Annotated in this window: 21 protein-coding genes and 1 other RNA gene; 12 read left to right on the forward strand and 10 right to left on the reverse strand. The window is 66.7% G+C overall.

Annotation, left to right across the window (positions count from 1 at the left end; all coding sequences use genetic code 11):
- Window positions 1-1011, forward strand: a 1011-nt coding sequence (locus tag BDO18943_RS15380; protein WP_175023098.1) for a gamma-glutamyl-gamma-aminobutyrate hydrolase family protein, incomplete at its 5' end; no start/stop codon positions are given.
- Between the two features lie 115 nt (window positions 1012-1126).
- Window positions 1127-1819, forward strand: a complete 693-nt coding sequence (locus tag BDO18943_RS15385; RefSeq protein ID WP_175023100.1) for a DUF2968 domain-containing protein — start codon at window positions 1127-1129, stop codon at window positions 1817-1819.
- Between the two features lie 78 nt (window positions 1820-1897).
- Here BDO18943_RS15385 and BDO18943_RS15390 read toward each other — a convergent pair whose 3' ends face one another.
- Window positions 1898-2842 carry a hypothetical protein gene (locus BDO18943_RS15390; protein WP_175023102.1) on the reverse strand — a complete coding sequence of 315 codons (945 nt, stop codon included), beginning with the start codon at window positions 2840-2842 and terminating at the stop codon, window positions 1898-1900.
- Window positions 2843-3192: 350 nt separating this feature from the next.
- On the opposite strand from BDO18943_RS15390, the gene tcuC reads away from it, so the two are divergent.
- Complete coding sequence (tcuC, locus tag BDO18943_RS15395; protein ID WP_175023104.1) at window positions 3193-4488, forward strand: MFS transporter; 1296 nt, start codon at window positions 3193-3195, stop codon at window positions 4486-4488.
- An 84-nt stretch (window positions 4489-4572) separates the two neighbouring features.
- On the opposite strand, the gene BDO18943_RS15400 is transcribed toward tcuC, so the two are convergent.
- On the reverse strand, window positions 4573-6411 hold the full coding sequence (locus BDO18943_RS15400; protein WP_407649826.1) for a tetratricopeptide repeat protein: 1839 nt from the start codon (window positions 6409-6411) through the stop codon (window positions 4573-4575).
- Between the two features lie 130 nt (window positions 6412-6541).
- Here BDO18943_RS15400 and BDO18943_RS15405 point away from each other — a divergent pair, with 130 nt between their 5' ends.
- The gene (locus tag BDO18943_RS15405; RefSeq protein ID WP_175023108.1) at window positions 6542-8185 is read left to right on the forward strand and encodes an FAD-dependent monooxygenase; all 1644 of its coding nucleotides are present in this window, start codon (window positions 6542-6544) and stop codon (window positions 8183-8185) included.
- 8 nt (window positions 8186-8193) lie between these two features.
- Here the strand turns inward: BDO18943_RS15405 and BDO18943_RS15410 are convergent, their stop codons facing one another.
- From BDO18943_RS15410 to BDO18943_RS15425, 4 genes are read right to left on the reverse strand one after another with little or no spacing between them, the layout of a single operon-like run.
- Window positions 8194-8445, reverse strand: coding sequence for a formate dehydrogenase subunit delta (locus tag BDO18943_RS15410; protein WP_175023110.1), 252 nt, complete (start codon window positions 8443-8445; stop codon window positions 8194-8196).
- A 7-nt stretch (window positions 8446-8452) separates the two neighbouring features.
- Entirely contained in the window at window positions 8453-11404 is a 2952-nt protein-coding gene (gene fdhF, locus BDO18943_RS15415) for a formate dehydrogenase subunit alpha (protein ID WP_175023112.1), read from the reverse strand.
- Between the two features lie 17 nt (window positions 11405-11421).
- Window positions 11422-13002 carry a formate dehydrogenase beta subunit gene (locus BDO18943_RS15420; protein WP_175023114.1) on the reverse strand — a complete coding sequence of 527 codons (1581 nt, stop codon included), beginning with the start codon at window positions 13000-13002 and terminating at the stop codon, window positions 11422-11424.
- A complete protein-coding gene (locus BDO18943_RS15425; protein WP_043181841.1) occupies window positions 12999-13499 on the reverse strand; it encodes an NAD(P)H-dependent oxidoreductase subunit E in 501 nt (166 codons plus the stop codon). Before BDO18943_RS15425 ends, BDO18943_RS15420 begins: the two co-directional genes overlap by 4 nt.
- Before the next feature lie 131 nt (window positions 13500-13630).
- On the opposite strand from BDO18943_RS15425, the gene BDO18943_RS15430 reads away from it, so the two are divergent.
- The 3 genes from BDO18943_RS15430 (at window position 13631) to BDO18943_RS15440 (ending at window position 15839) form a co-directional block, all read left to right on the forward strand.
- Window positions 13631-14737 (forward strand): substrate-binding domain-containing protein, encoded by a 1107-nt coding sequence (locus BDO18943_RS15430; RefSeq protein ID WP_175023116.1) that lies wholly within the window; start codon window positions 13631-13633, stop codon window positions 14735-14737.
- 101 nt (window positions 14738-14838) lie between these two features.
- Window positions 14839-15108, forward strand: coding sequence for a hypothetical protein (locus tag BDO18943_RS15435; protein ID WP_043181843.1), 270 nt, complete (start codon window positions 14839-14841; stop codon window positions 15106-15108).
- A gap of 377 nt (window positions 15109-15485) precedes the next feature.
- Complete coding sequence (locus tag BDO18943_RS15440) at window positions 15486-15839, forward strand: DUF4148 domain-containing protein (protein ID WP_043181844.1); 354 nt, start codon at window positions 15486-15488, stop codon at window positions 15837-15839.
- 275 nt (window positions 15840-16114) lie between these two features.
- Here the strand turns inward: BDO18943_RS15440 and ssrA are convergent.
- The 4 genes from ssrA to ompA form a co-directional block, all read right to left on the reverse strand.
- Window positions 16115-16484, reverse strand: a transfer-messenger RNA (tmRNA) gene (ssrA, locus tag BDO18943_RS15445).
- Between the two features lie 17 nt (window positions 16485-16501).
- Window positions 16502-17218 carry a phosphoglycolate phosphatase gene (gene gph / locus BDO18943_RS15450; RefSeq protein WP_043181845.1) on the reverse strand — a complete coding sequence of 239 codons (717 nt, stop codon included), beginning with the start codon at window positions 17216-17218 and terminating at the stop codon, window positions 16502-16504.
- Window positions 17219-17231: 13 nt separating this feature from the next.
- Window positions 17232-17930 carry a bifunctional 2-polyprenyl-6-hydroxyphenol methylase/3-demethylubiquinol 3-O-methyltransferase UbiG gene (gene ubiG / locus BDO18943_RS15455; RefSeq protein ID WP_175023118.1) on the reverse strand — a complete coding sequence of 233 codons (699 nt, stop codon included), beginning with the start codon at window positions 17928-17930 and terminating at the stop codon, window positions 17232-17234.
- Between the two features lie 154 nt (window positions 17931-18084).
- A complete protein-coding gene (ompA, locus tag BDO18943_RS15460; RefSeq protein ID WP_006476579.1) occupies window positions 18085-18753 on the reverse strand; it encodes an outer membrane protein OmpA in 669 nt (222 codons plus the stop codon).
- A gap of 542 nt (window positions 18754-19295) precedes the next feature.
- Here ompA and gyrA point away from each other — a divergent pair.
- The 5 genes from gyrA to BDO18943_RS15485 all read left to right on the forward strand — a co-directional run bounded on the left by gyrA (window position 19296) and on the right by BDO18943_RS15485 (window position 26049).
- Window positions 19296-21899, forward strand: coding sequence for a DNA gyrase subunit A (gene gyrA, locus BDO18943_RS15465; RefSeq protein WP_089450129.1), 2604 nt, complete (start codon window positions 19296-19298; stop codon window positions 21897-21899).
- Window positions 21900-21982: 83 nt separating this feature from the next.
- Window positions 21983-22582 carry a DUF2059 domain-containing protein gene (locus BDO18943_RS15470; RefSeq protein ID WP_011351329.1) on the forward strand — a complete coding sequence of 200 codons (600 nt, stop codon included), beginning with the start codon at window positions 21983-21985 and terminating at the stop codon, window positions 22580-22582.
- Window positions 22583-22737: 155 nt separating this feature from the next.
- On the forward strand, window positions 22738-23820 hold the full coding sequence (gene serC / locus BDO18943_RS15475) for a 3-phosphoserine/phosphohydroxythreonine transaminase (protein WP_043181853.1): 1083 nt from the start codon (window positions 22738-22740) through the stop codon (window positions 23818-23820).
- Window positions 23821-23853: 33 nt separating this feature from the next.
- Complete coding sequence (gene pheA, locus BDO18943_RS15480) at window positions 23854-24936, forward strand: prephenate dehydratase (RefSeq protein WP_043181854.1); 1083 nt, start codon at window positions 23854-23856, stop codon at window positions 24934-24936.
- Window positions 24937-25122: 186 nt separating this feature from the next.
- Window positions 25123-26049, forward strand: coding sequence for a prephenate dehydrogenase (locus BDO18943_RS15485; RefSeq protein WP_175023120.1), 927 nt, complete (start codon window positions 25123-25125; stop codon window positions 26047-26049).
- The last annotated feature ends 13 nt before the right edge of the window (window positions 26050-26062 follow it).

The following is a 26062-nucleotide window of genomic DNA, read 5'->3' on the forward strand; positions in this document are numbered from 1 at the left end:
GCCAGGGGCGCCGCCGTCGATGGCGCTGCCGCTGCCGCGCCGCCGAAGCATGGCGCGCCGCCGCCGGGTTTCGGCGCACAGCCTGACTTCGACACGCCGCGCCCGCCGCCCGCGAGCGCGCAGAATGCGCCACCGGCCTATCTGAAGCAGAGCGACACGCCGTGGTCGGTCTTCGGCCGGATCGTGGTCGCGCGTGCGCGCCGGCTGTTCGACCGTGCCGGCCAGCGCATCACGCAGCGCACGCTGCGCATCGGCGTGTCGGCGCGGATCTTCCATCCGGAACCAGGCGCGAAGGGGCTGCGCGGCAAGACGCTGCAGTATCTCGAGGAATCGATCGCCCACTGGGTGATGTCGCGCGACGTGCTCGTGTTCATGATTCCGACCGTCGGCCACCAGGGCATGATTCACCCGAGCAACATCCGCCTGCGCGATTACGCGAAGCATCTCGACGGCCTGCTGCTGCAGGGTGGCGCGGACGTATCCCCGCAAACCTACGCCGCATCCGACGCACGCCCTGAATGGCCGGGCGATCGCGTGCGCGACATGTACGAACTCGAGCTGCTGCACGAGTTCGTCGAATCCGGCAAACCTGTCCTCGGCGTGTGCCGCGGCTGCCAACTGATCAACGTCGCGTTCGGCGGCTCGCTGTATCAGGACATCGCCACCGATGTGCCGACCGCGAATGCGCACGTGAGCGAGCATTACGACCAGCATCGTCACGCGATCCGCTTCCCGGATTCGTCGACGCTCGCGAGCATGTTCCCCGGGCGCAGCGAAGCGATCGTCAACTCGATCCACCATCAGGCGATTCGCGATCTCGGCCGCGATCTGAACATCGAGGCCGTGTCGGCCGGCGACGGGATCATTGAAGGCATTCGCCATCGCCGTTCGCCGTTCGTCGTCGGCGTACAGTGGCACCCCGAGTTCCATCGGGCCGGCGGCTCGGAGCTGCTCGACTGCACGCCGCTGCTCGATGCGTTCCTGCGCGCGGCGCGTGAAACCCGCCTGTAGCAAGCGACATTCTCCGCGTCGCAAGAGGACCGGCCGCATCCCGATAAATTCGAGATGCGGCCGTTTCGTTTTGAACGATAATCGCGAGTTCCGATTCGTTCGCCGGAGTCTGACGTTGGCTTTCCGAAATTTTTCCCCTGCACGATGCGCAACGTGGATCGTTGCGCTGGCTGCCTGCGCGCAAGCGGGCATGGCCTGGTCCGCCGACGCGACTGCGCCTGCCGCCGGCACGCGTCCGGCGGTCACGAGCCTGCGCGGCGACCCGGCGGCAACCAGCGTGGCTGCGATGGATGCGTCCGCACAAGGCAATGTCGCCGAGCTGACGCAGATGCTGCACGATGGCCGGATCGTCGAGATGCGCACGACGTACAACGGTAGCTACGGCGCGAGCCTGATGTTCGACCCGCGCGAGATGACGTACTACGTCGCGCTGTTCCAGGACAAGCACCTGTGGCGTGTGATCCGGTCGCAGGAGAAGAGCCGTGCGGAGATGGTGTACGCGAACTTCGTTCAGCAGACCGTACAACTTGCCGACATCGAGATCCGTCGAACCGAGCTGGAGGCACAGAAGGCGTTTCTCGAGCGCGTGATCGCGCTGCAGGCGAATCGTGCGCAGCAGTTGCAGGCTGACCTGAGCGTTGCGCGCAGCCAGCAGGCCGAAGTTGCGCAGCGGCAGCGGTCGGCGCAGGAGCAGGCACAGGCGCTGCAGGTCGAGAAGCGGGCCGCGCAGCTGCAGCTGCGCGATCTGCAGGAGCAGGTGCGACAGCTCGAGAAGCAGACCGAGACGGGGCTGCCCGCGCACAAGTAACGATTCGTCAGAAGGTCGCAGAGAGACGAGCAAAACCCGGCGAAGCGAGCTTCGCCGGGTTTTTTTATGGTGCGGCTGTCAGCGTGCGAACGCGTCCGGTGTATCGGTCAAGCGGCGGTGGGACAGTTGCGTCGTCCAGTCGAAATTGACGAGAGGGGGCGTGCGTTGCGCGGGCTGGCTGCGTAGCGCGCTTGCCATCGCGATCAGCGTGAGCGGATCGTCGAGCGTGTCAGGTGAATTGGCGATTGCGCGCGGCGCGGTCGCGAGCCGATCGCGTGCCCGGGTGTCGACCGTGTTGCTTCGGATCGGTGGACGCGCAGTCAGTCGCGGCATGGTCGCGGGCCGGGCCGGTGCCGCCGTCTCGCGCTTGCCGTTCGAACGGGGCAGCGATGCAGTGGTCGTGTGCGGTACGCCGGACGTTGCCTTCGGACGAAGCGATGCCGGACGACGCGTGACGGGGTGCGAGGCCGGCGGCGATTCGGCCGTTGTCGCGACTGGCGCGGCCATCTTGCGCTGCGGTGGCGTGCCCGTCGACGGACGCGGCTGAACCGTGGCGATCTGCACGGTGCCGGACGACGACGTGGCGTGATCCGGTACGCCGCCCGCCGTTTGAATCGCGTAGGCAGGCCCGAACTCCACAGGCGGTTCATGTGCGGCAATCAGCCAGCAGATGATGCCGAGCGCGCCGATGCTCCAGCAGATCGCGTACCGCGCACGCCGGTCGCGAAAGCCGCCGGCGGTATGGCGGGAACGCCGTCCCGCAGCGGCAGACAGTACAACGGACGGCCCGATATGAGTCGGGGCCGACGCGGCTACGGGCAGCGGCTGCCAGTGGCACGCGCGGTGCGGCCGGCTGACGTCGATGCAGGACGTCGCCAGTGTCGCGACGCAGTGCTTGCCGGGCTGCGCACCGGGTGCGTCGCGAAAGATCCAGTCGCGGCCGAACGACGGCACGTGATCGAGCGGCGCGACGCGTGGGCGGGCGAGCGCGCCTGCAACGGGGACGAGGTGCGATGGGGTCATAGGGCGATGCGCCACGCGATACGGGCAACCGTGCCGGTGCGGCGCGGAACTGTCGTTGCAAATCTAGACATTGTGGTCAGCCGGCGAAGGCCGGTCGATCAGATCAATCTGATTTTTGCTTCCGTTTCGGGGTGACTCGTACGAGGAGAATGCCGCGACGGCAACCGCAGGGGCGACACAAGGCAAATGTCGGGTTGGCGTGGCATGATGCGCGAACCATGCCGGTGCGCGCGTCGCTGCGCGGCGCGCCGCCGGCGGGCAGCGATGCCCGCGGGCGGCGGCCCGGCGCCGCTTGCGTCGGCGGATCCATGCGGCGCGGATTCGCGCCATCCGAGCTGAGCGAGAAACACATGTCCACTGCGTCACACGCCATCGCGCAGGAATCGAAATTCCGCACCGTGTTCCGGGTCGTCAGCGGCAACTTCCTGGAAATGTACGACTTCATGGTCTACGGCTATTACGCGTCGGCCATCGCGAAAACCTACTTTCCGAGCGGTAATGCATTCGCGTCGCTGATGCTGTCGCTGTCGGTGTTCGGCGCGGGTTTCCTGATGCGGCCGGTCGGCGCCATCGTGCTCGGTGCGTACATCGACCACCATGGCCGCCGCAAGGGGCTGATCCTGACGCTCGGGCTGATGGCGCTCGGCACGCTCACGGTGGCCGTGATACCCGGCTATGCGACGATCGGCGTGCTCGCGCCGGCGCTCGTGCTGCTCGGCCGGCTGCTGCAGGGCTTTTCGGCGGGCGTCGAACTCGGCGGCGTGTCGGTCTATCTGTCGGAGATCGCGACGAAGGGCCACAAGGGGTTCTATACGTCGTGGCAGTCGGGCAGCCAGCAGGTGGCCGTCGTGTTCGCCGCGTTCGTCGGCGTGCTGCTGAACCGCCTGCTGCCGGCCGAGGAGATGACCGCGTGGGGCTGGCGCATTCCGTTCCTGATCGGCTGCCTGATCGTGCCGTTCCTGTTCCTGATTCGTCGTTCGCTGAAGGAGACCGACGAGTTCCTCGCGAAGCGTCATCGTCCGACGATGGGCGAGATCATGCGTTCGATGCTCGACAACTGGGGCGTCGTGGTTGCAGGCATGGGGATGGTGATCATGACGACGGTGTCGTTCTACATGATCACCGCCTATACGCCGACGTTCGGCAAGGAGGTGCTGCACCTGTCGTCGCTCGACGCGCTTGTCGTGACCGTCTGCGTGGGGATTTCCAATCTCGTGTGGCTGCCGCTGTCCGGCGCGTTGTCCGACCGTATCGGTCGCCGCCCGGTGCTGATCACGTTCACCGTGCTGACGCTGCTGACGGCTTACCCGGCCGTGCTGTGGCTCGTCGGCGATCCGTCGTTCCTGCGGCTGCTCGCGGTCGAGCTGTGGCTGTCGTTCCTGTACGCGTCGTATAACGGGGCGATGGTCGTCGCGCTGACCGAAGTGATGCCGGCCGACGTGCGCACGGCCGGTTTCTCGCTCGCATACAGCCTGGCGACGACGATCGGCGGCTTCACGCCCGCGATCTCGACGCTGCTGATTCATCAGACCGGGAACAAGGCGGCGCCGGGGCTGTGGTTGAGCGTCGCCGCGATTTGCGGGCTGATCGCGACGCTCGTGCTGTATCGCACGTCGGAGGCGCGCAACCAGTACAAGGCGGCCTGAGCGCCACCCGTCTATCGCGCGGCGCTGCCCGTACGCATCGCATTGAAAAAGGGAGCGCGCCGCGCTCCCTTTTTTCGTTTGCGTTCAGGCTTCGCGCAGCATGCCGGCAACTGCGGCCGCCACATCGAGCCATTGTCCAGGCGCGGGCTGGCGGGCGAGCCGGGCCTGCGGATACCACGGGCAGTCGTCGCCGGTGAACCAGCGCCAGTCCGGCGCGAACGGCAGCATGACCCACAGCGGCTTGCCGAGCGCGCCGGCGAGGTGCGCGACTGCCGTATCAATCGTGACGACACCGTCGAGCCGCTCAACCAGCGCAGCCGTGTCGGCAAAGTCGTTCAGCCGGCCGTCGAGCCGATGCACGCGCGGATGTGCGTCGACGCGCGCGCGTTCGTCGTCGTCGAGTGCGGGCTGCAGCACGATCCAGTCGATGTCCGGCAGCGCGAGCAGCGGTGCAAGCGCGTCGAACGGCATCGAGCGGTTTTCCTGCGCCTGCCGGCGCCCCGACCATGCGAGGCCGAACTTGCGTTTCGACTGCCCGCCGAGCGAGCCGCGAAAGCGCCTGCCGGCGCCGTCGGGGGTATCGAGGTAGCGCGAGCCCGCGACGATGTCCTCCGTCTGAAGCCCGAGCAGGAACGGCAGGCTCATCAGCGTGCATGCGATATCCGCGGCAGGTGCTTTCGCGCTGCCCTGTGCGACGAGCGTCACGCGCCAGCGCGACGCGGCCGGCGCCAGCAGCGTAACGAGTTCCGGCTGGATTTCGAGCACGACGCGCGCGCAGCGTGCGCGCGCGAGCGGCACGAAGCGGATGAACTGCAGCGTGTCGCCGAAGCCCTGTTCCGCGCGGATCAGCAGCGTGCGCGACGCAATCGGCTCGCCCTGCCAGCGCGGCAGCGTGCCGAGCGGCGTCGCGCCCGGCGTGTCATGGCGCGCTTCATAGGCAGGCAGCCCGCGCGTGAAGTCGCCGAGCGTGAGCAGCGTGACCGCGCGGTGCAGCCGGGCCAGCGTGAGATCGGGCGCGACGCGCAGCGCCTGGTCGAATGCGCGCAGCGCCATCTCGTGCGCACCGAGCGCGTGATGTGCGTTGCCGAGGTTCAGCCAGGCCAGGCTGAACGATGGATCGAGACCGACCGCACGCTCGTAGTAGGGCAGCGCGTCGCGGTGGCGGGCCTGCGCGCTCAGTGCGTTCGCGAGCCCGAACAGCGCGAGCGGAAACGGCGGATGCAGCGCGAGCGCGGCTTCGAACGCGGCGGCCGCCTCGGCATGCCGGCCGACCGCATCGAACGTGTTGCCGAGATTGAAGTGTGCGGCGACGAAGCGCGGCTGCGCGGCGATCGCGGCCTGGAAGTGCGCGATCGCGTCGTCGGCGCGGCCCATCGCGTTCAGCGCCATCGCGAGGTTGTTGTGCGCCCCCGCATGCCCGGGCCGCAGCTCGAGCGCGCGATGGAACGCGGCGAGCGCGTCGTCGTGGCGGCCGAGCGCGTTCAGCGCGTTGCCGAGATTGTTGTGGATCGACGCATCGTCGGGCGTGAGCCGGAGCGCGCGGCCGAACGCATCGATCGCATCGTCGTGGCGCTGCAGTGCCGCATACGCGTTGCCGAGGTTGTAGTGCGCAAGCGGAAATTCGGGCGCGAGCGTCAGCGCATTGCGAAAGCGGTCGACCGCTTCGTCGAGCCGGCCGAGCGCCTTCAGCGCGTTGCCGAGATTGAGCTGCAGCGCGGCATCGTTCGGACGCAGCGCGACGGCGCGGCCGACGAGATCGGCTGCCTCGGCGTGCTGGCCCTGCTGGTGCCGCAGCACGCCGAACAGATGCAGCGCGTCGGCGTCGGCGGGGTTGGAGGCGAGCGCGTTGCGATAGCCGTGCTCGGCCTCGGCGAGGCGGCCCGCGCGGTGTGCGGCATACGCCCGTTCGAATGCGGAATCCATGACGCGAAAACTGACGGAAAGCGCGTATTTTCCCACACCGCGCGGCGGTGCCGCTCGTTTGCCGATCGGCATATGGCCCCGTCACCGGGAGCGGCGTAGACTTGCAGGATCGCGTGTCATCGAGGTTCTCATGGCCGACACACTGCCCGATATCCGGCCCGTGCTGATCGTCGGCGCGGGGCCGACCGGCCTTGCCGCGGCGATGAGCCTCGCGCGAGCCCGCGTGCCGGTGCGCATCATCGATCGGCTCGCCGCGCCTGCGCCGCATTCGCGCGCGATCGGCATCCAGGCGCGCACGCTCGAACTGCTGGAGCAGCATCGCGCGGTCGAACCGTTTCTAGCGCTCGGCCATCGTGCGCATGCGGCCGCGCTCCATGCCGACGGCCGCGTGATCGCGCGGCTCGATTTCGATCCGCTGCAAACGCGTTATCCATACCTGCTGTTTCTCGACCAGGCCGTCACCGAGCGCCTGCTTGCCGAGCACCTGGCCCGGCTCGGCGTGACGGTCGAGCGCGGCGCGACGCTGACCGCGTGCGACGCGGGCGGCGCGTCGCTCGACGTGTCGATCCGCCGCGCCGACGGCCGCGACGAATCGTTCGCCCCGTCATACCTGATCGCGGCCGATGGCGCGCACAGCACGGTCAGGCATCTGCTCGGCCTGGGCTTCACCGGGCATGCGTTCGAACAGACTTTCCTGCTGGCCGATTTCGCGGCGATACCCGACTGGCCGGACGAGGAGATCCACCTGTTCACGACCCCCGAAGGCATCGCCGGCCTGTTTCCGATGGGCGGCGGCCGTTACCGGCTCGTGGCCGACCGGCCACCCGGCAGCGACGCGTCGCCCGATGCGCCGACCCCGTCGCTCGCGGAATGCGACGCGATCGTGCGTGCCCGTGCCGGTGCGTCGATTTCGCCGAGCGATCTCGCGTGGTCGTCCTATTTTCACCTGCACAGCCGGATGATCGACCGGCTGCGTCACGGCCGCGTGTTTTTCGCGGGCGACGCCGCGCACGTCCACAGCCCGGCTGGCGCGCAGGGCATGAACACCGGCATCCAGGAAGCCTTCAATCTCGGCTGGAAGCTCGCGCGCGTGCTCGGCGCGGGCACGCCCGAGCGGCTGCTCGACACGTATCACGCGGAACGTCATCCGATCGAGCGCGACGTGTTGCGGCAGACCGGTTTCGTCACGCAGATCGTCGAAGCCGAGCGCGGCGCGATGAAGCTGCTGCGTGATCACGTCGTGCCGGTGCTGGCTTCGTTCGGGCCGATGCGCGACGCGGTGCGGCGCACGGTCAGCGAGCTCGGCGTGCAATACCGGAAGAGTCCGCTCACGCTCGAGCGCGTGCTCGACGGCGGGCCGCGCGCAGGCGAGCGGGCACCCGACGCACGCGTGCGCGTGCTCGACGGGCCGCTCGGCCGGGCGCCCGGAACGGCGCGGCTATACGACCTGCACGATCCGGCGAGCTTCACGTTGTTGCTGCTGGAAGAGCCGGCGAACGCCGACGCCGGCACGGTGCCGCCGATACCGGCCGATGCGCAGGCGCTCGTGCAGGGGCTCGAACGGATCATGCCGGATGCGGTGCGATTCTGGCGCGTCACCGATGCCGAAGGCGGTGATGGCGCGCTGGTGCAGGAATACGGCCGCTCTCGGCCGTCGTTTTACCTGCTGCGGCCCGATGGTTATGTCGCCGCGCGCGGGCGTACGGCGACCGACGCGAACGCGCTGCTGCGCCACTGCGAAAGCTGGTTCGCGGGCATGTCGCGATCCGCGTAGCGGTGCGGTCAGGCGGTCGCAGCGGCAGGCACGAGCGACGCGCGATGCACGGCAATCGCCTCGCGCACGATCGGCGCCGCGCGTTGCGCGGCCTCGCCCGACGGATCGTCGAGCGCCGCCAGAAACGCGCGGCGCATCCGCGGTTCCCAGAAGCGCCGGATGTGGTCGGCGATGCCGGTCAGCGCTTCGTCGCGATCGGGCATCGATTCGAAGAATGCGCCGATCTGGTTCGCCATGTCGATCAGGTGTCGGTGGTCCATCGTGTCCTCACTTGCCTGTCGTCACGGTTGCGGTCGCGGCCGCGCGGCGCTCGAGCAGGTCGAGCTGTTCCGCGTTGAAGCGCGCGTACGCCTGCTGCCAGTCGGACGGTTGCGCGACAGGCAGCACCTGTACGGCCGTCACCTTGTACTCGGGGCAGTTTGTCGCCCAGTCCGAGCTGTCCGTCGTGATCACGTTCGCGCCCGATTCGGGGAAGTGGAACGTCGTGTACACGACACCCGGCTGCATGCGTTCGGTCACGAGCGCGCGCAGTACCGTCTGCCCCGCACGCGATTCGATACCGACCCAGTCGCCGCTGCGGATGCCGCGATCCTGCGCGTCGTGCGGATGGATCTCGAGGCGGTCCTCCTCGTGCCACTGCACGTTCTCGGTGCGGCGGGTCTGCGCGCCGACGTTGTACTGCGACAGGATGCGGCCCGTCGTCAGAATCAGCGGATAGCGCTGCGTGACCTTCTCCGGCGACGCAATGAACTGCGTGATCACGAACTTGCCCTTGCCGCGCACGAATGCGTCGATGTGCATCGTCGGCGTGCCTTCCGGTGCATGCTCGTTGCACGGCCACTGGATGCTGCCGAGCGCGTCGAGCTTCGCGTACGACACGCCCGAGAAGGTCGGCGTGAGCCGCGCGATTTCGTCCATGATGTCCGACGGATGCGCATAGTCCATCTCGTAGCCGAGCGCGCGCGACAGCATCAGCGTGACTTCCCAGTCCGCGTAGCCCGCGAGCGGCGGCATCACCTTGCGCACGCGCGAGATGCGGCGTTCCGCGTTCGTGAACGTGCCGTCCTTCTCGAGGAACGACGAGCCGGGCAGCAGCACATGCGCGTACTTCGCGGTCTCGTTCAGGAAGATGTCCTGCACGACGATGCATTCCATTGCCGACAGTGCGGCCGCGACGTGCTGCGTATTCGGGTCCGACTGGACGATGTCCTCGCCCTGGCAGTAAAGCCCCTTGAAGCTGCCGTCGAGCGCCGCGTCGAACATGTTCGGGATGCGCAGCCCCGGTTCCGGTTGCAGCTTTGCCGACCACGCTGCCTCGAACTGCGTGCGCACGATCTCGTCGCCGATGTGCCGGTAGCCGGGCAGCTCGTGCGGGAACGAGCCCATGTCGCACGAGCCCTGCACGTTGTTCTGGCCGCGCAGCGGATTGACGCCGACGCCTTCGCGGCCGATGTTGCCGGTCGCCATCGCGAGGTTCGCGATGCCCATCACCGTGGTCGAGCCCTGCGCGTGTTCGGTCACGCCCAGCCCGTAATAGATCGCGGCATTGCCGCCCGTCGCATAGAGGCGCGCGGCTTCGCGTACCCGCTCGGCCGGCACGCCGGTCACGTCGGCGGTCGCTTCGGGCGAGTTGTCGGCACGCGACACGAAGTCGCGCCACTGCTCGAATGCGCGCGGCTCGCAGCGCTCGGCGACGAACGCGTCGGCGACGAGCCCTTCGGTGACGATCACGTGCGCGAGCGCGTTGACGATCGCGACGTTGGTGCCGGGGCGCAACTGCAGGTGATGGGTGGCCTTCACGTGCGGGCCGTCGACGACGTCGATGCGGCGCGGGTCGATCACGATCAGCTTCGCGCCTTCACGCACGCGCCGCTTAAGCCGCGAGCCGAACACCGGGTGGCCGTCGGTCGGGTTCGCGCCCATCACGACGATCACGTCGGCCTGGCCGACCGACGCGAACGTCTGCGTGCCGGCCGATTCGCCGAGCGTCGTCTTGAGGCCATAGCCCGTCGGCGAATGGCACACGCGTGCGCAGGTGTCGACGTTGTTGTTGCCGAACGCGGCGCGCACCAGCTTCTGCACGAGGTAGGTTTCCTCGTTCGTGCAGCGCGACGACGTGATGCCGCCGATCGAGTCGCGGCCGTACTTCTGCTGCAGCTTGCGGAATTGCGTTGCCGCGTAGGTGAGCGCTTCATCCCAGCTGACTTCGCGCCACGGGTCGGTGATCTTCTCGCGGATCATCGGCTTCGTGATGCGGTCTTTGTGCGTCGCGTAGCCCCACGCGAAGCGTCCCTTCACGCACGCGTGGCCCTCGTTTGCGAGGCCGTTCTTGTGCGGCGTCATGCGCACGACCTGCGTGCCCTTCATCTCGGCCTTGAACGAGCAGCCGACGCCGCAGTACGCGCAGGTCGTGACGACCGAGTGTTCGGCCTGGCCGAGTTGCACGACGGATTTTTCCTGCAGCGTGGCGGTCGGGCACGCGGCGACGCACGCGCCGCACGACACGCACTCCGATGCCATGAACGATTCGCTTTCGCCCGCGGCGACGCGCGATTCGAAGCCGCGTGCGGCGATCGTCAGCGCGAACGTGCCCTGCGTTTCCTCGCAGGCGCGCACGCAGCGGTTGCAGACGATGCATTTCGACGGGTCGTACGTAAAGTACGGATTCGACTCGTCCTTTTTGTCGCGCAGATGATTCGCGCCGTCGAAGCCGTAACGCACCTCGCGCAGCCCGACGACGCCTGCCATGTCCTGCAGCTCGCAGTCGCCGTTGGCGGGGCAGGTGAGGCAATCGAGCGGATGGTCGGAGATGTACAGCTCCATCACGTTGCGACGCAGCGACTGCAGCCGGTCCGATTGCGTGCGCACCTTCATGCCCGCTTCGGCAGGCGTCGTGCACGACGCCGGATAACCGCGCCGGCCTTCGATCTCGACGAGGCACAGCCGGCACGAGCCGAACGGTTCGAGCGAATCGGTCGCACAGAGCTTCGGGACGTTGACGCCGGCTTCGATCGCCGCGCGCATCACCGACGTGCCGGCCGGCACCGTGACCGGCTGGCCGTCGATTTCGAGCGTGACGTCGGTATCGGCATGCCGTTGCGGCGTGCCGTAGTCGGTATCGTCGAACGGGTCGCTGGCACGCGCCTGTGCGGCGCTCTTGCACGCGCATTGGCCCGAGCCGCAGCCGCCTTGGCGGACGTTGTTCGTGTCGAGGGACATGCAGGGCTCCTTCTGGGTCAGGCCGCAGCCTTGACCGGACCCGCCGCGGCATCCTTGCCGGCGGCGAGCCCGAAATCTTCGGGGAAATGGTCGAGCGCGGACAGCACCGGATACGGCGTCATGCCGCCCATCGCGCACAGCGAACCGGCCAGCATCGTGTCGCACAGGTCGCGCAGCAGCGTGACCTGTCGTTCCGACGTGTCGCCGTGGCGGATGCGCGCGATCGTCTCGACGCCTCGCGTCGAACCGATCCGGCACGGCGTGCACTTGCCGCACGATTCGATCGCGCAGAACTTCATCGCGTATTCGGCGAGTTCGGCGAGGTTCGACGTGTCGTCGTGCAGCACGATGCCGCCGTGGCCGACGACCGCACCGATCGCCGTATACGCTTCGTAGTCGAGCGGCACGTCCCACTGGTGATCGGGCAGGTAGGTGCCGAGCGGCCCGCCGACCTGGGCAGCACGCGCGGGCCGGCCGCTTGCCGTGCCGCCGCCGAAGTCGAACAGCAGCTCGCGCAGCGTCACGCCGAACGCGAGCTCGACGAGGCCGCCGTGGCGGATGTTGCCCGCGAGCTGGAACGGCAGCGTGCCGCGCGAGCGGCCCATCCCGTAGTCGCGATAGAACGCCGCGCCGCGCGCGAAGATCACGGGCGCCGTCGCGAGCGTGATCACGTTGTTGATGACGGTCGGCTGGCCGTACAGGCCGGCGAGCGCGGGCAGCGGCGGTTTCGCACGCACGACGCCGCGCTTGCCTTCGAGCGATTCGAGCAGCGCCGTTTCCTCGCCGCACACGTATGAGCCCGCGCCTTTCGCGACGTGCAGCTCGAACGCATGCGCGGAGCCGAGCACGTGCGCGCCGAGCCAGCCGGCTTCGCGGGCGCGGACGATCGCCGCTTCGAGCGTGGCGATCGCGTGCGGGTATTCGCTGCGCACGTAGATGTAGCCGACCGTTGCGCCCGTCGCGATCCCCGCGATGATCATCCCTTCGATCAGGCAGTACGGATCGCATTCCATGATCAGGCGATCGGAGAAGGTGCCCGAGTCGCCTTCGTCCGCGTTGCAGACGATGTATTTCTGCCGGGCGCTCGCCTGCCGGACCGTGCGCCACTTGATGCCGGCCGGGAACGCTGCACCACCTCGGCCGCGCAGCCCTGATTCGATCAGCGTTTCGCACGCGGCATCGCCGTCGAGCGCGAGCGCGTTCTTCAGGCCGGTGAGGCCTTCGTATTGCAGGTAGTCGTCGATCGACAGCGGATCGGTCAGGCCGACGCGCGCGAACGTGAGGCGTTGCTGGCGCGCGAGATAGGGCAATGCGTCGACGAGGCCGACGCCGCTCGGATGCGCGCCGCCGTCGAGCCAGCCGGCATCGAACAGCGCCGGCACGTCGGCGGCCGACAGGTTTGCGTAGCCGACGCGGCCGGCGGCCGTGCCGACCTCGACGAGCGGTTCGAGCCACAGCAGCCCGCGCGAGCCGTTGCGGATCAGTTCGATCGCAACACCGCGCCGCTCGGCTTCCGCGACGATCGCGGCCGCGAGCGAGTCGGCGCCGAGCGCCAGCGCGGACGAATCGCGCGGGACGTAGATGCGGGTCGTCGTCATGCGGCCTCCGGAGCATGGGCGACCGCGTCGGCCAGCAGCGCGTCGAATTTCTCCGGCGTGACCTTCGCATGCAGCACGCCGTTGACCGTCAGCGACGGCGATTGCGCGCACAGCCCGAGGCAGTACACCGATTCGAGGGCGACTTCACCGGGCGCATGCGCATCCGCGGCGGCGTCGTGCGCCGCGTCGAACCGGCACCCCGTGCGCGCTTCCGCATGCGCGGCGAGCGATTCGCAGCCCATGCTGCGGCACGCTTCGGCGCGGCACATCTGGATCGTCACGCGCGCGGGCGGCGCGGTGCGGAAGTGGTGGTAGTAAGTCAGGACGCCGTGCACTTCCGCGCGCGACAGGTTAAGCGCCTTCGCGAGCGGGGCGACGCAGCCCGGCGGCACGTAGCCCGCGTCGTCCTGGATCGCGTGCAGGATCGCGACCAGCGACTGGCCGGCGCGCGCGTGGCGCTCGACGAGCGCGTCGGGCGCGTGGGAGTTCGGGGACATCGGTTATGCTCCTCCAAAGTCTCATATGCGCATGGACTTCATATAGTGCGCATTGCGGCTTCGTTCTGATTGATTTTGACCAACGATAAGCGGAAGCTTTTGCGGTCGCAATAGGAAATCGGAGTGCATAATTGATTCGAATCGAATGCGACGCGTATCTGACCGTACGCGACACGGAAGGCCGCACCGCCAGCCTGTCGGATGTCGCGCCGCTGCTGGAACTCGTGGCCGACACGGGCAGCATTGCGCAGGCCGCGCAAGCGAAAGGGCTGTCCTACCGGCACGCGTGGGGCATGCTGCGCGCGCTGGAGGCGTGCATCGGCGGGGAACTGATCGAAACCGCGCGCGGCAAGGGCTCGACGCTGTCGGCGCTCGGGCAGGCGGTCGTCGATGCGCAGCGCCTCGCGCGCAGCCGGCTCGACGGGAACCTGCGCACGCTGGCGGCCGAAGTGGCGAGCGACCTGAATCGTCGGCTCGCGCAGCGTGATGGCGCCGTGCGCATCCACGCGTCGCACGGCTACGCGGTCGCGACGCTCGTATCGGCGCTCGTCGATGCGCAGGCGGCTGTCGACATCAAGTACCGCGAGAGCGTCGAGGCCGTGCAGGCGCTTGCCCGCGGCGAGTGCGACCTGGCCGGCTTCCATCTGCCGCGTGGCGCGTTTCGCGCGCAGTGCGCACAGATCTACCGGCCGTGGCTCGACGATACGCGCCATGTGCTGATCCACCTGACACGGCGCCAGCAGGGGCTGTTCGTTCCGCGCGGCAACCCGAAGCAGGTTCGCGGGCTCGCGGATCTCGCGCGCAATGACATCCGCTTCGTCAACCGCCAGCCGGGGTCGGGCACGCGCATGCTGCTGGATCTCGCGCTGCGGGCGATCGGCATCGATCCCGAGCGCATCGACGGCTATGCGTCGGCCGAACTCACGCATTCGGCGATCGCGGCATTTGTCGCGAGCGGGATGGCCGATCTCGGCTTCGGCGTCGAGCCTGCCGCCCATCATTTCGGTCTCGATTTCATCCCGGTCGTCGACGAGGACTATTACTTCGCGTGCGAACGCGCGCAGCTCGACGCGCGGCCGCTTGCCGGCGTACTGGCACTGCTGCGCGACGTGCGTTTCATCGAGCGCGTCGCGCATCTCGACGGCTACGATCCGGCCGCATGCGGATCGCTGACGAGCATCGTGACGGGGCTGGCCGGCGGCGAGGGCGCGGGCTTGCCGGACGGCAATTCCCGGTAACGCGGGCGCGATCGAACCGCGATGCAGCAGTGGGGGATTTGCGCTACGCTTGCCGCTTGATCAACGTTCCAACAAGCACGCCGTTCAAGCGTCATCCCGCCATGAAATTTTCCGTTCCCCTCGCCGCGGCAGCGTTGACCGCGGGGCTGCTGGTCACTGTTTCGCCGTTTGCGCTCGCGCAGAATTCTCCTGGTGTGCCCGGCGGTATCCTGAGCGAACAGTTTCGCCTGAACGAACATCCGCAGATGCCGTTCGCGGCGTCGGCGCCGTCGCAGAAATACCAGAGCGGCAAGAAGTCGGCCTTGCGTCGCAAGGGCGACTTGGGCGATCCGAGCGGCTGCAACCTGAAGTGTCCGATGGATAGCCGGTAACACGGCGGACGGGTGCGCCCGCACGGCGGTCATGCTGTACCGGTTCGATGGCGCGCGTTGCGCCTGCGCACCGGACTGACCGGCTGACCGGCAACTGCAGGATCCCGTGCGATTTCGATTCTGTCCGAGCCCCGCGAAGCGTTGCCGCTTCGCGGGGCTTTTTGCTTTCCGGCGAATCTTCATGCGATTCGATGTCGGGCGATGTCTGCGTGTGCGCATCGCTGGCCTGGCGGGGGTTTAGGGTTAACCCGTAAATCAGGAAGGATGTCTTCCTGAAACCTGCCTTATTCTTAAGCATCCGCCTACATAAACTTCGGGTTGTCAGCGATGAACAAGGTGTTCACCGCGAACACAGACAAATCTGGAGGTAGGTCATCATGAAGTCGCTCGTTCAAGCTGTTGTCGTTGCTGCCGCTCTCGTTGCCCCGGTCGTGTCGTTCGCCCAGTCGGGTTCGACGATCACCCGCGCACAGGTTCGCGCTGAACTGGTCCAGCTGCAGCAGGCAGGTTACAACACCGCTCGCGGCGAAGATCCGCATTACCCGGAAGCGATCCAGGCTGCAACGGCGCGTGTTGCAGAGCAGCAGCGCGCTGCGCTGGCGCAAGCGCAAGGCGCCGACGCCAGCGGTTACGGTGCACAGGCGCAGGGCGCGTCGGCATCGGGTTCGCGTGCAATGGGCGTGCGCCCGGCCACCGCTGAAGAAATGAAGTCGCTGTATCGCGGCAGCTAAGCCGCGTATCGCCCGGTGTGCGTGAATGCCGGGTGCGACGACACGTCGCGCCCGGCGCCGCAGCACCCGGGCTGGCCGCTGCCGGGCGCAATCGATGATTGCGCGGGCGCGGCAGGACATCCGTCACCTCCTGTCGCCGGAAGCCCGGCGGCATTCCGCCCGGCCCATCCGTGGCTGGGCGCTTTTTCGGCAGGAGAGGGACGCATGCGTTTCGCCGGCAACAAAAAACCCCGCAGACTTGCGTCATGCGGGGTTCGTGCGGCGAACGCGGAATTTGGTGGAGGCGGCGGGAATCGAACCCGCGTCCAGAAGCGCTCCACGACTAGTTCTACATGTTTAGTTCAGTCATTTGATTTAACCGCAGCGACGCGGACGAACACGCTGCACTACGGCGATTCGCTAGGTTTTCGACCCTGGCGTCGCGACGCCGACAGGGCTTAACTGACGTAAATGACCTCTGGCGGTATTGCTACCGGTCTTGCGACACTAGCCCGTCAGTGAACTAGGCAGAGGACGGCGGCCCTTAGGCTGCCAGTGCGAACGTATCGTCGTTTGCAGTTACGATTTTCCCATTGATTAACGAGGTGACGGGTCCTCGACATGCCCTAGCCGCTTCACAACCCCTGTCGAAACCAGGTCGCCCCCGCGGATAAGATCAAACATTATAGCCCAACATCGCGCAGCAGTTCGCGTAGTTGCTGCGTTGTGTCGACGAGATGCTGCGCTTGCCAGTCGGATGGCGCGGCGCCGTCGCCGCAGTAGCCGTACGCGGCCGCGACCGTCGCCATGCCGGCGGCGCTGCCGGCCTGAATGTCGCGCAGGTCGTCGCCGACGTAGACGATGCGCGCAGGCGCGAGCGTCAACTGGTCGGCCGCATGCAGCAGCGGGGCCGGGTGCGGCTTCGGGTGCGGCGTTGTGTCGCCCCCGACGACGCAGGCGGCGCGCGGCGCGAGACCGAGCAGGTCGACGAGCGGCGCCGTGAGCCGCATCGCCTTGTTCGTGACGATGCCCCAGCGCACGCCACGCGCGTCGAGCTCGTCGAGCACGTCGCCGATGCCCGGGAACAGCGTCGTATGCACGCACAGATCCGTCGCGTAGTTGGCCAGGAACTCGTCGCGCATCGCTTCGTAGCCGGGCGTGTGCGGATCAATGCCGAACGCGCCGCCGAGCAGGCCGCGTGCGCCGGCTGAGGCCAGCGGCCGCAGCACGTCGAGCGGTGTTTCGGGCAGGTCGCGCACGCGTTGCATCTTGTTGACGGCAGCCGCGAGATCGGGCGCCGTGTCGGCGAGCGTGCCGTCCAGGTCGAACAGCACGGCATCACAGTGCAGCAGGCGCGGTTCGTCGAGTGCAGCCCGCGCGGTCGAGAGAGGAGTTGTCATGCCGGTTGGAAGGTCACGCGCCGCGGCGGCACGCGACGAGGTAGTTGATGTCGGCGTCGTTCGACAGCGCGAAGCGCTTGCCGATCGGGTGATACGTGATGCCCTTGATCTCCACGATGTGCAGATCCGTCGCGCGTATGAAGCCGGCCAGTTCCGACGGGCGGATGAAGCGCGCGTAGTCGTGCGTGCCCTTGGGCAGCATTTGCGCGACGTACTCCGCGCCAATCACGGCGAACAGGTAGGCCTTCAAGTTGCGGTTCAGCGTCGAGAAAAACACCCAGCCACCCGGTTTCACGAGCGTCGCGCACGCGGCGACGATATCGCCGGGCGAAGGTACGTGCTCGAGCATCTCCATGCACGTGACGACATCGTAGGAGCCCGGTTCGCGCGCGGCGATCGCTTCGGCGGCGATGGCCTCGTAATCGACCGTGATGCCGCTTTCGAGGCTGTGCAGGTCGGCGACGCCAAGCGCTTCAGTCGACAAGTCGATGCCTTTCACTTGTGCGCCGAGTCCGGCCATCGATTCGGACAGGATGCCGCCGCCGCAACCGATGTCGAGTGCGCGCTTGCCGGCGAGGTGCGCATGCGCATCGATCCATCCGAGCCGGACCGGGTTCAGGTCGTGCAGCGGCTTGAATTCGGCATTCGGATCCCACCACCGATGGGCGAGGTCGCTGAATTTCTGGAGTTCGTGCGGATCGGCGTTGGTCATGTCGGCAAACGGGCTACGGGAGGAGGGCGGTGCTGCGGTTCGTCAGCCCCGAGTATATAAGAAGCGGACGAGCGGCGAAGCGACGAGCGCCTGGGCGGGCGTCAAAGAAAAAGCCCCGCCGGGGCGGGGCTTTGAAGCAGTCGAAAACCGCGGCTTAGTTTGCCGGAACGGTCGTCTTCTGCACTTGCTGCGTACCAACCACTTCGACTTCCACGCGGCGATCCGGTGCGAGGCAGGCGATGAGTTGCTTGCGGTTCTTCTGGTTGCAGCCAGTCGTAACCGGGTTGCGCTTGCCCTTGCCTTCCGTGTAGATCTTGTTGGCCGGCACACCCTTGCTGACCAGGTACGACTTCACGGCTTGCGCACGGCGCAGCGACAGACGGTCGTTGTACTTGTCCGAACCGATGCGGTCCGTGTAGCCCGTTGCGACGACCACTTCCGTGTTCATGCCTTCGATCTTCGAAGCCAGTTCGTCCAGCTTTTGCTTGCCCAGCGGCTTGAGCGTTGCCTTGTCGAAGTCGAACAGTGCGTCAGCTTGATACGTGATCTTCTGGCTCGTGATTGCCGGAGCGACCGGAGCGACCGGCGGCTGCGGTGCCTGGGCGACCAGTGCGCCATCGCACTTCGCGTTGGCGGTGGCCGGCGTCCAGAACGCATCGCGCCAGCAGAGCTCGTTCGTGCCGTTCATCCACACCCATTCGCCCGTGCCGTTGACCCAGTTGTCATTGACGGCTTGACGCGACGCCGGCACCGACTGTGCCGAAGCGGATGCAGCCATAACTGCGGTAGCTGCAATGAACGCGAGCTTTGAAAGTTTATTCATATTTCTCCTCTCGAAATTGAGATTACCGCAGGTTTACTGCGAGCCTGTTGACGGTGACAAGTCATACATTGCTCGAAGTATAACATTGGTGCGGCACAAAAAACGCGGCGCCGCCTCTGTGTAGACTTCGAGCAGCGTCTAACTTTCAGTGCGTTGGCATTTTGCCATATCGTTCCCTTCCTACGAAAAAAAATCCTCCCCACCCCAAGATCGCTTCAACTTTGTGGTGCATGCGCAACACTGGCCTGCCGTAACTTTTAGAGATTGTCAAGAGTGTGGCGGCGAAATTGCGCCGGTGAATGCAGTTGTTTACTCGTGCGCGAAAAACAAGCGATGTTGCAATCGTCTGTGATGTCGAGTCGGGCGTGATTGCGGTGTGCAATTCCGGCCGATTCGCTGGTGCTGCGATTTTTGCTATTTATATATAGAGGGGGCGGCGAATTGGCGGCTGATGGGCGCATGTTAGAATCTCGCGTTGCGTTGCGCATGCAGCGCCCACGCGAAAGGCGTTCGCCGTCTTCGCTCCGAAACGATACGGATACATGGATCAATTCGCCAAAGAGACCCTGCCCACCTCCCTAGAGGAGGAAATGCGCCGTTCGTATCTCGATTACGCGATGAGCGTGATCGTCGGACGTGCCCTCCCGGATGTCCGCGATGGCCTGAAGCCCGTGCACCGGCGCGTGTTGTTCGCGATGCACGAACTGAACAACGACTGGAACCGCGCGTACAAGAAGTCGGCGCGTATCGTCGGTGACGTGATCGGTAAGTACCACCCTCACGGCGACACCGCGGTCTACGACACGATCGTGCGGATGGCGCAGGACTTCTCGCTGCGCTACATGCTGATCGACGGGCAGGGCAACTTCGGCTCGATCGACGGCGACAATGCCGCGGCGATGCGTTACACCGAAATTCGCATGGCGAAGATCGGTCACGAGCTGCTCGCCGACATCGACAAGGAAACGGTCGATTTCGAGCCGAACTACGACGGCAACGAAATGCAGCCGTCGGTCCTGCCGTCGCGCATCCCGAACCTGCTGATCAACGGCTCGTCGGGTATCGCGGTCGGTATGGCGACCAACATTCCGCCGCACAACCTGAACGAAGTCGTCGACGCGTGCCAGCACCTGCTGGGCAACCCGGAAGCGACGATCGACGAACTGATCGAGATCATCCCGGCGCCGGATTTCCCGACGGCCGGCATCATCTACGGCGTCGCCGGCGTGCGCGATGGCTACCGCACCGGGCGAGGTCGCGTCGTGATGCGCGCGGCCACGCACTTCGAGGAGATCGACCGCGGCCAGCGGATGGCGATCATCGTCGACGAGCTGCCGTACCAGGTGAACAAGCGGTCGCTGCTCGAGCGGATCGCCGAGCTCGTCAACGAGAAGAAGCTCGAAGGCATCTCCGACATCCGGGACGAGTCCGACAAGAGCGGCATGCGTGTCGTGATCGAGCTCAAGCGCGGCGAAGTGCCGGAAGTGGTGCTGAACAACCTGTATAAGGCGACCCAGCTCCAGGACACGTTCGGCATGAACATGGTCGCGCTCGTCGACGGCCAGCCGAAGCTGCTGAACCTGAAGGAAATCCTGCAGTGCTTCCTGTCGCATCGACGCGAAGTGCTGACTCGCCGCACGATCTACGAACTGCGCAAGGCCCGTGAACGCGGCCACGTGCTCGAAGGTCTCGCGGTCGCGCTCGCGAACATCGACGAGTTCATCGCGATCATCAAGGCCGCGCCGACGCCGCCGATCGCGAAGGCGGAGTTGATGGCGAAGCCGTGGGATTCGTCGCTCGTGCGCGAGATGCTCACGCGCGCCGAGAGCGAGAACGCGGCGGCCGGCGGCCGTTCCGCGTACCGTCCGGAAGGCCTGAACCCGGCGTTCGGCATGCAGGTCGACGGGCTGTACCGCCTGTCCGACACGCAGGCCCAGGAAATCCTGCAGATGCGTCTGCAGCGCCTGACCGGCCTCGAGCAGGACAAGATCATCGGCGAGTACCGCGAAGTGATGGCGCAGATCGCCGACCTGCTGGACATCCTCGCGCGCCCCGAGCGGATCACGACGATGATCGGCGAGGAGCTGACCTCGGTGAAGGCCGAGTTCGGCGACGCGCGCCGCTCGAAGATCGAGCTGAACGCGACCGAGCTGAACACCGAAGATCTGATCACGCCGCAGGACATGGTCGTCACGATGTCGCATGCGGGCTACGTGAAGTCGCAGCCGCTGTCCGAGTACCGTGCGCAGAAGCGCGGCGGTCGCGGCAAGCAGGCGACGCAGATGAAGGAAGACGACTGGATCGAGACGCTGTTCATCGCGAACACGCACGACTACATCCTGTGCTTCTCGAACCGCGGCCGCGTGTACTGGGTCAAGGTCTATGAAGTGCCGCAGGGCTCGCGCAACTCGCGCGGCCGCCCGATCGTCAACATGTTCCCGCTGCAGGAAGGCGAGAAGATCAACGTCGTGCTGCCGGTCAAGGAATTCTCGGCCGACAAGTTCATCTTCATGGCGACGTCGCTCGGCACCGTGAAGAAGACGCCGCTCGAGGCGTTCAGCCGTCCGATGAAGAAGGGCATCATCGCGGTCGGCCTCGACGAAGGCGACTACCTGATCGGTGCGTCGATCACCGACGGCGCGCACGACGTGATGCTGTTCTCGGACTCCGGCAAGGCCGTGCGCTTCGACGAGAACGACGTGCGTCCGATGGGCCGCGAGGCGCGCGGCGTGCGCGGCATGCAGCTTGAGGACGGGCAGCAGGTTATCGCGCTGCTGGTCGCCGGCAGCGAAGAGCAGACGGTGCTCACCGCGACCGAGAACGGCTACGGCAAGCGCACGCCGATCACCGAGTACACGCGTCACGGCCGCGGCACGAAGGGTATGATCGCGATCCAGACGTCCGAGCGCAACGGCAAGGTCGTGGCCGCAACGCTCGTCGATGCCGAAGATCAGATCATGCTGATCACGACGGCCGGTGTGTTGATTCGCACCCGTGTCTCGGAGATTCGCGAGATGGGGCGTGCCACGCAAGGTGTTACACTCATCAGTCTCGATGAGGGTACCAAGCTCTCTGGCCTGCAGCAGATCGCGGAGGCCGAGGAGGGTGACGGCGAGGCCGACGAGGCGTCGGACGGCGAAGCCTGAAGAACGGATGAGACTCTAGCCGCCGCGGGCGCGAAGCGCCGCGGCCGGCGAGCAACCATTCATATTTCCAAAAGGGAGTGATGATGCAAAAGCAATTCAAGCAACTGGTTCTGCTGGCTGCACTGGTGCCGACGTTCGCGATGGCGCAAGCGCTGTCGAATTCCGCACCGGCAGCTCCGGCAGCAGCTGCGCCGATCGACGCCGACAAGAAGGCAGCGATCAAGGATCTGCTCGACGCGATCGACGCGCCGAAGCTCGTGTCGGCAATCGGCAACAGCGCCGAAATGCAGGCCAAGCAACTCGTCCCGGCGATCCTGTCGGACGCGCTGTCGGAAAACAAGACGCTGAACGACAAGCAGAAGCAGGCTGCCGTTCCGACGCTGCAAAAGAACGCGGTGCCGAAGCTGGTTGACGGCGCAGGCAAGGTGTTCGGCACGCAACAGTTCCAGAACGACGCAATGTCGGCTCAGTACGACGCCTACGCGAAGTACTACAGCACGTCGGAGATCAAGGATCTGACGACGTTCTACAAGAGCCCGACGGGCCGCAAGTTCATCCAGGTTCAGGATCAGGTCGGTCGCGACGTGGTCAACGGCCTGATGCAGAAGTACATGCCGCAAGCTATCCAGGCAACGCGCACGCAGGCTGACAAGGAAGTCGCAGCAGTCAAGCCGGGCAAGTAAAGCCGTCCGGGCACGCCCCCGGCCGTTCGGCCGGGTTTGGCGGGAGCCTGACGACAGTGCGATAATGGCCGTTTGCGCGTGAGCGCAAGCGGCCATTTCTTTTCTGGCGCGTTCTGCCGGCAGCGAGCCGGTCGCGTCCCTCCGAGGTCTTCACGATGCGCGTCTTTAATTTCTCTGCCGGCCCCGCGGCGATGCCCGAGGAAGTGCTGCGGCAAGCTGCCGACGAAATGCTCGACTGGCACGGCAGCGGCATGAGCGTGATGGAGATGAGCCATCGCGGCAAGGAATTCATGTCGATCCACGAGGCCGCGCTGACCGACCTGCGCGACCTGCTCGGCGTGCCGGCCAGCCACCGGATCCTGTTCCTGCAGGGCGGCGGTATCGCGGAAAACGCGATCGTGCCGATGAACCTGCTCGGGTCGCGCAAGACGGCCGACTTCGTCGTCACGGGTTCGTGGTCGCAGAAGTCGTTCAGCGAAGCGAAGAAATACGGTACGCCACATCTCGCCGCGACCGGCAAGACGGAAGACGGCTTCACGCGTGCGCCCGCGCGCGCCGAATGGCAGCTGTCGGACGATCCGGCCTACGTGCATCTGTGCACCAACGAGACGATCGACGGCGTCGAGACGTTCGAGATTCCCGATCTCGGCGACGTGCCGCTGGTCGCGGATGTCTCGTCGCACATCCTGTCGCGTCCGATGGACGTCGCGAAGTACGGCGTGCTGTTCGGCGGCGCGCAGAAGAACATCGGGATGGCCGGCGTGACGCTCGTGATCGTGCGCGAGGATCTGCTCGACCGCGCGCTGTCGATCTGTCCGTCCGCGTTCGAATGGAAGACCATCGCCGCGAACAACTCGCTGTACAACACGCCGCCCACCTACGCGATCTACATCGCGGGCCTGGTATTCCAGTGGCTGAAGCGGCAGGGCGGTCTCGAAGCGATCGAGGCCCGCAATATCGAGAAGGCGAAGCTGCTCTACGACACGATCGATTCGAGCAGTTTCTATCTGAACAAGGTCGAGCCGGCAGCACGTTCGCGGATGAACGTGCCGTTTTTCCTGGCCGACGAAACGCGCAATGAAGACTTCCTCGCCGGCGCAAAGGCGCGCGGGCTGCTGCAGCTGAAGGGCCACAAGTCCGTCGGCGGCATGCGGGCGTCGATCTACAACGCGGTGCCGCTCGAGGGCGTGAAAGCGCTCGTCGAGTACATGAAGGACTTCGAGCAGCGCGGCGCCTGACGGCGGCGCTGTTCAAACAGCACGGCAAAACGCATGGACGACGAACTGAATTCCCGCCTGAAACCGCTGCGCGATCGCATCGACGCGATCGATGCGCAGCTGATCTCGCTCCTGAACCAGCGCGCTGCGGTGGCGCTGGAGGTGGGCGAGGTCAAGAAGCATTTCAACGCACCGGTGTTCCGGCCGGAGCGCGAGCTGCAGGTGATCGCGCGGCTGCAGGACATGAGCGCGGGGCCGCTCGCGAGCGAGCACATCAGCGCCATCTGGCGCGAGATCATGGCTGCGAGCCGAGCGCTCGAGCAGACGATCCACGTCGCGTTCCTCGGGCCGGTCGGCACGTACAGCGAGCAGGCGATGCTCGAGTATTTCGGCCAGTCGATCGAAGGGCTGCCGTGCCCGTCGATCGACGAGGTGTTCCGTTCGGTCGAGGCCGGCGCGTCTGCGTTCGGCATCGCGCCGGTTGAGAATTCGACCGAAGGCGCCGTGTCACGCACGCTCGACCTGCTGCTGCAGACGCAACTGCTGATCAGCGGCGAGCTCGCGCTGCCGATCCACCACAACCTGCTGACGCAGAGCGGCACGCTCGACGGTGTGAAGCGCGTCTGCGCGCATGCGCAGGCGCTCGCGCAATGCCAGCAGTGGCTCGCGGCGAATGCGCCGCAGCTCGAGCGGCAGGCGGTGGCGAGCAACGCGGAGGCCGCGCGTCTCGCGGCGGCCGATCCGACCGTCGCGGCGATCGCGGGCGACCGCGCGGCCGCACACTACGGCTTGCAGATCGCGTTCTCGCTGATCCAGGACGATCCGCACAACCGCACGCGCTTCGTCATCATCGGCAAGCAGCCGGCCGGCCAAAGCGGTCACGACCAGACGTCGCTGATCGTGTCGGTGAAGAACGAGCCGGGCGCCGTGTTCAAGCTGCTCGAGCCGCTCGCGCGGCACGGCGTGTCGATGACGCGCTTCGAGTCGCGCCCGGCGCGCGTCGGCACGTGGGAGTACTACTTCTACATCGACATCGAAGGGCACCGGGACGATGCGGCGGTGGCGGCCGCGCTCGCGGAACTCGGCCAGAAGGCTGCGTTCCTGAAGGTACTCGGTTCGTATCCGCGCGCACGCTGATGCGCGGCGGCCCGTCGCCTGTTCGAGCAGGCGTTGCGGCCAGGCGGGCAGGGCAGGCCGGTCGGTGCTGCCGAAGGCGGGTTCGGGCGGTGTCCGGCGCAGCTTGCGCCGGATGCGAGCCCGTTGCCCGGAATCTGGAATTCCGCGTGTGGGGTGTCGCCCTGCGCGCGTAACTTGGCTCTTGTCGTGTCAGGCTTTGCATTCAACAAACTGGTCATCTTCGGCGTCGGCCTGATCGGCGGATCGCTGGCCCGCGCGCTGCGCGAGCGCGCGCCGGGCAGCGCGGGCGAGGTCGTCGGCGTGGGCCGTTCGCGTACGTCGGTCGAGCGCGCGCTCGCGCTCGGCGTGATCGACCGCGCGGCAGCGCTCGACGACGACGCGCAATTGCGCGACGCGCTGGCAGGCGCCGATCTCGTGCTGCTGGCGGCACCCGTCGCACAGACGGGCCCGTTGCTCGCGCGCATCGCGCCGTGGCTTGAGGCGGCGACGATCGTCACCGATGCGGGTAGCACCAAGTCCGATGTCGTCGCGGCCGCGCGCGAAGCGCTCGGCGCGCGCATCGCGCAGTTCGTACCGGGGCATCCGATTGCCGGTCGCGAGTCGAGCGGCGTCGAGGCCGCGTTGCCGGATCTGTATGTCGGCCGCAACGTCGTGCTGTGCCCGCTGCCGGAGAACCTGCCCGAATCCGTCGCCCGGATCGACGCGATGTGGCGCGAAACCGGCGCCGACGTGCGCACGATGAGCACCGAGCAGCACGATCGCGTGTTTGCGTCGATCAGCCATCTGCCGCACGTGCTGTCGTTCGCGCTCGTCGAGCAGATCCTCGGTGAGGCCGACGCGGAACTGAAATTCTCGTACGCGGCGGGCGGCTTCCGCGATTTCACGCGCATCGCTGCGTCGAGCCCGGAGATGTGGCGCGACGTGTGTGTCGCGAACCGCGCGGCGCTGCTCGACGAACTCGATGGCTACACGCGCGTGCTCACACGGCTGCGCGCGGCGATCGACGCCGGCGACGGCGCGGCGCTCGAAGCCGTGTTCACGCGCTCGCGTGCCGCGCGCAAGGCATGGCAGGAGCGCGGCGGTACGCCCGCTGCCGAACCGATCAAGAAATAACAGGACGATTCCC

The sequence above is a fragment of the Burkholderia aenigmatica genome (assembly GCF_902499175.1).
Classification (GTDB): Bacteria; Pseudomonadota; Gammaproteobacteria; order Burkholderiales; family Burkholderiaceae; genus Burkholderia; species Burkholderia aenigmatica.